Source organism: Micromonospora sp. NPDC006766, from assembly GCF_040636055.1.
Taxonomy (GTDB): Bacteria; Actinomycetota; Actinomycetes; order Mycobacteriales; family Micromonosporaceae; genus Micromonospora.
The window spans coordinates 1-4,554 of record NZ_JBEYIX010000109.1; the positions used below are offsets into that span (position 1 = coordinate 1).

The following is a 4,554-nucleotide window of genomic DNA, read 5'->3' on the forward strand; positions in this document are numbered from 1 at the left end:
TCCGGATCGGTGATCTGCTCCGGGCTGCCCCAACCCGAGCTCGGGCGCTGCTGGAACAGACCCAGCGAGTCATGGTCATTCTGGTCACCCAGGTGACCCAGGTTCTCCAGCTTCGACTCCTGCAGACTCGTGGCGATCGACGATCACCCCGCGGCGCATGCCAGAAGCGGGTCACCCCAAACCGGGGGCGATGCGCCGCCACACGACACTAGAATCGGACTAATCGAAACAAAAGGAGGCAAATAGCGTGGGAATGCCCCGAGTTGAGGAGTGCAGCGTCGCGTCCTGCGCCTACAACCGCACCAACCACTGCCACGCCTTCGCCATCACGATCGGCAGCAGCGATCACGCGCGCTGCCACACCTTTATCGAGACGCCGGTGCGGGGCGGAAACGAGCAACCGGTCGCCCAGGTAGGTGCCTGCCAGCGCGCCGACTGCCAGCACAACTCCAACCTGGAGTGCCACGCCGCAGCGATCATCGTTGGTCCGGCAATGGACTTGGCCGACTGCATGACGTACCAGAGCCGCTGAACCCGCTACTGCCTCAGGCGAGGTTGCTGGACTCACGGATCACCGTGACCAACTCGTTGATGATGTTGTTGAGCGCGAAGTCCTTCGGGGTGAAGACGCGGGCCACGCCGGCCGCGAGCAGCGCCTCGGCGTCGCCGGCCGGGATGATGCCGCCGACCACCACGGGCAGGTCGGCCCGCCCTGCGGCTCGCAGCCCGTCCAGTACGGCCGGCACGGCGGCCAGGTGCGAACCGGAGAGCACCGAGAGGCCGACCAGGTCCACGTCCTCCTCGACCGCAGCGGCCACGATCTGCCCGGCGGTCAACCGGATGCCCTGGTACACCACTTCGAAGCCGGCGTCGCGGGCGCGTACCGCGATTTGCTCGGCGCCGTTGGAGTGCCCGTCCAGGCCGGGCTTGCCGACCAGCAGCCGCAGCCGACCGCTGCCCAGTTCGCGTGCCGTGGCGGCGACCCGCTCGCGGACCGCCGCGAGCCCCGCGCCGCCGGCGGGCCCGGCGCCACCGGCGGGCCCGGCGCCACCGGACCCGGCCGTGGCAAACCTGACGGTGGCGGACCCGGCGGCGCCGATGAGGCCGGTCGGTGCCCGGTACTCGCCGAAGACCTGGCGTAGCGCACCCGCCCACTCCCCCGTGGTCACGCCGGCCCGCACGCACTCCAGGGTGGCGTCCATCAGGTTCGTCGCGGTCGCGGCGTCCGCTCGCAACCGGGCCAAGGCCGACCGCACGGCCGCCGCGTCCCGACCGGCTCGCCACTCGCGTACGGCGTCGACGGCGGCCACCTCGACGGCCGGGTCGACCTGTTCGATCGTCCGCGCCCCGGCCGCCGTCAGCGGCGACGGCTCGGTCTCGGTGAACCGGTTGACGCCGACCACCACGTCGGTGCCGGCCTCGATCCGGCGGCGGCGGTCGGCGAGCGACGCGACCAGGGCGCTCTTCAGGTAGCCGGTCTCCACGGCGGTCACCACGCCGCCCATCTCGAGCACCTTCGCCAGCTCGACCCGGGCGCCGGCCACGACGTCGCCGACCAGCGCCGTCATCACGTGCGAGCCCTCGAAGAGGTCCGGATGTTCCAGCAGGTCCGACTCGTACGCCAGCACCTGCTGCATGCGCAGCGACCACTGCTGGTCCCAGGGGCGGGGCAGGCCGAGCGCCTCGTTCCAGGCGGGCAGCTGCACCGCACGGGCACGGGCGTCCCGGGAGAGCGTGACGCCGAGCATCTCCAGCACGATGCGCTGGACGTTGTTCTCCGGCTGCGCCTCGGTGAGGCCGAGCGAGTTGACCTGCACGCCGTACCGGAAACGCCGTTGCTTCTCCTCCGCCACGCCGTACCGGTCGCGGGTGATCTCGTCCCAGAGCGTGCCGAACGCGCGCATCTTGGCGATCTCCTCGACGAACCGCACTCCGGCGTTGACGAAGAAGGAGATCCGCTGCACGACGTCGCCCAACCGCTCGGCGGGCACCTGGCCGGAGTCGCGCACGGCGTCGAGCACGGCGACCGCGGTGGCCAGCGCGAAGCCGACCTCCTGCACCGGCGTCGCGCCGGCCTCCTGGAGGTGGTACGAGCAGATGTTGACCGGATTCCACCGCGGCATCTCACGCAGCGTGTACGCGATGACGTCCGCGGTCAGCCGTAGCGACGCGGCCGGCGGGAAGATGTGGGTCCCTCGGGACAGGTACTCCTTGATGATGTCGTTCTGCGTGGTGCCGGCGCAGTGGGCCAGTTCCGCGCCCTGCTCGGTGGCGACCGTGGCGTAGAGGCCGAGCAGCCACATGGCCGGCGCGTTGATGGTCATCGAAGTGTTCATCTCGGCCAGCGGGATGCCCTCGAAGAGGCTCCGCAGGTCGCCGAGGTGCGCCACCGGCACGCCCACCCGGCCCACCTCGCCGGCGGCCAGCTCGTGGTCCGGGTCGTACCCGGTCTGAGTGGGCAGGTCGAACGCGATCGACAGTCCGGTCTGCCCCTTTGCCAGGTTGCGACGGAAGAGCGCGTTGGTGGCCGTGGCGGAGGAGTGACCGGCGTAGGTGCGCATCACCCAGGGCCGGTCGCGTTCCGGCAGCCACCCAGGAGAGGCATTCTCGCCCATGGCTGGAGTCTAAATTACCGTTAAGTAGATCAGGTTGTGGAAAACCACACAGGCCCATAGAGCGGACCACCGGGCACGAGCGGCGCAACATGGCCTACGCCGCCACACCCCCGAGCGCCGGGTGCTGCGCCGGCGTCGCACACTGGACGGCATGGATGATGAGCTGGCGATCTCCGTACGGGGACTACGCAAGGCGTACGGCGACAACGTCGCGGTGGCGGGCGTGGACCTCGACGTCCACCGGGGCGAGGTGTTCGCCCTGCTCGGCCCGAACGGCGCGGGAAAGACCACCACCGTGGAGATCCTGGAGGGCTACCGGCAGCGCGACGCGGGCGAGGTACGCGTACTCGGCGTCGACCCGGCCCACCCCGGGCCGGACTGGCGCTCCCGGGTCGGCATGGTGCTACAGGGCACCGGCGAGTTCGACGAGTTGACCGTGGGCGAGGTGGTGCGACACTTCGCCGGCTTCTACCCCGGCGCCGACGACCCGGACAAGGTCATCGAGCGGGTCGGGCTGGGCGCCAAGGCCAAGGCTCGTACGCACACCCTCTCCGGCGGGCAGAAGCGCCGCCTCGACGTGGCGCTGGGCATCATCGGCCGCCCCGAGTTGCTCTTCCTCGACGAGCCGACCACCGGCTTCGACCCGGAGGCGCGGCGGGAGTTCTGGGAGCTGATCCGTGACCTGGCAGCGGCCGGCACCACGATCGTGCTGACCACGCACTACCTGGACGAGGCTGAGGCCCTGGCGGACCGGGTCGGTGTGATCGCCGCCGGGCGAGTGGTCGAGGTGGCCCCGCCCGCCCGGCTGGGCAACCGGCAGGAGTCCTTCGCGACGGTCTCCTGGCGTACGCCGGACGGGACGCTGGAGAGCGCGGAGAGCGCCACGCCGACGGCGCTGGTCGCGGAGCTGGCCACGCGCTTCGGCGGCGAGGTCCCGGGGCTCACGGTGACCCGACCGACCTTGGAAGACGTCTACCTCAAGATGATCGGACGCTGATGACGACCACCACGAAGCCGGCGGCCCCGGTCGCCGCCCCCGCGACCCGGCGGCTCGGGCCGGGCGCGCTCACGCTGCGGCAGGGCCGGATGGAGATCACCCAGTTCCTGCGCAGCCGGGAGTCCGTCGTCTTCACGATGGCCTTCCCGATCATCATGATCCTGGTCTTCGCCTCGATCTTCAAAGGCGAGCTCGGCGGCGGGGTGAAGTTCACCCAATACTTCGTCACCGGCATGATCGCGACCGGCCTGATGACGGTGAGCTTCCAGAACCTCGGCATCTGGATCCCGATCGAGCGGGACCGTGGCGTGCTCAAGCGCTATCGGGGCACCCCGATGCCGAAGTGGGTGTACTTCGCCGGCAAGGTGATCATGGTGGTGGCGATTGGTGTCGCCGAGACCGCCCTGCTGCTGCTCGTCGCGGTGCTGCTGTTCGACCTGAGGCTGCCCGACACGGCCGCCAAGTGGCTCACCTTCGGCTGGGTCGCCGCGCTCGGCGTCACCGCCTTCACCCTCTGCGGCATCGCCATGTCCTCGCTGGCCCGCACCGCCCGCAGCGGCTCAGCCGTGATCACCCCGGTCGCCCTGGTTCTCCAGTTCATCTCCGGCGTGTTCTTCGTCTTCACCAGCCTGCCCAACTGGATGCAGCAGGTGGCGGCACTGTTCCCACTCAAGTGGATGTGCCAGGGGCTCCGGTCGGTCTTCCTGCCGGACAGCTTCGGCACGCAGGAGCCGAGCGGCTCCTTCGAGCTGGGCCGGGTCGCCCTCGTCCTCGCCCTCTGGTGCGTGATCGGCCTGGCCCTCTGCCTGACCACCTTCCGCTGGACCACCAAGCGCGACGGCTGATGTGTAAGACATCCCAGGACGTACGAGTGTCAAGTAGCGGGTTCGGCGGTGTGGTGTGGCCAGGCGGTCGTCTCGTTGTAGGGCGTGCCGGTTTTGA

Annotated in this window: 4 protein-coding genes; 3 read left to right on the forward strand and 1 reads right to left on the reverse strand. The window is 70.0% G+C overall.

From position 1 onward, the window contains the following. The first annotated feature begins 253 nt into the window (after positions 1-253). Complete coding sequence (locus tag ABZ671_RS32325; RefSeq protein WP_357865242.1) at positions 254-532, forward strand: DUF1540 domain-containing protein; 279 nt, start codon at positions 254-256, stop codon at positions 530-532. A 13-nt stretch (positions 533-545) separates the two neighbouring features. On the opposite strand, the gene ABZ671_RS32330 is transcribed toward ABZ671_RS32325, so the two are convergent. Continuing rightward, on the reverse strand, positions 546-2,615 hold the full coding sequence (locus ABZ671_RS32330; protein WP_357865234.1) for a protein meaA: 2,070 nt from the start codon (positions 2,613-2,615) through the stop codon (positions 546-548). A gap of 151 nt (positions 2,616-2,766) precedes the next feature. Between ABZ671_RS32330 and ABZ671_RS32335 the strand changes: the two genes are divergently transcribed. Continuing rightward, positions 2,767-3,612, forward strand: coding sequence for an ABC transporter ATP-binding protein (locus ABZ671_RS32335; protein WP_357865236.1), 846 nt, complete (start codon positions 2,767-2,769; stop codon positions 3,610-3,612). Then, complete coding sequence (locus ABZ671_RS32340) at positions 3,612-4,457, forward strand: ABC transporter permease (protein WP_357865239.1); 846 nt, start codon at positions 3,612-3,614, stop codon at positions 4,455-4,457. Before ABZ671_RS32335 ends, ABZ671_RS32340 begins: the two co-directional genes overlap by 1 nt. The last annotated feature ends 97 nt before the right edge of the window (positions 4,458-4,554 follow it).

Coding starts and splice junctions, on each gene's coding strand:
- ABZ671_RS32325 (WP_357865242.1), top strand. CDS start 254: ATGCCCCGAGTTGAGGAGTGCAGCGTCGCGTCCTGCGCCTACAACCGC.
- ABZ671_RS32330 (WP_357865234.1), bottom strand. CDS start 2,615: ATGGGCGAGAATGCCTCTCCTGGGTGGCTGCCGGAACGCGACCGGCCC.
- ABZ671_RS32340 (WP_357865239.1), top strand. CDS start 3,612: ATGACGACCACCACGAAGCCGGCGGCCCCGGTCGCCGCCCCCGCGACC.
- ABZ671_RS32335 (WP_357865236.1), top strand. CDS start 2,767: ATGGATGATGAGCTGGCGATCTCCGTACGGGGACTACGCAAGGCGTAC.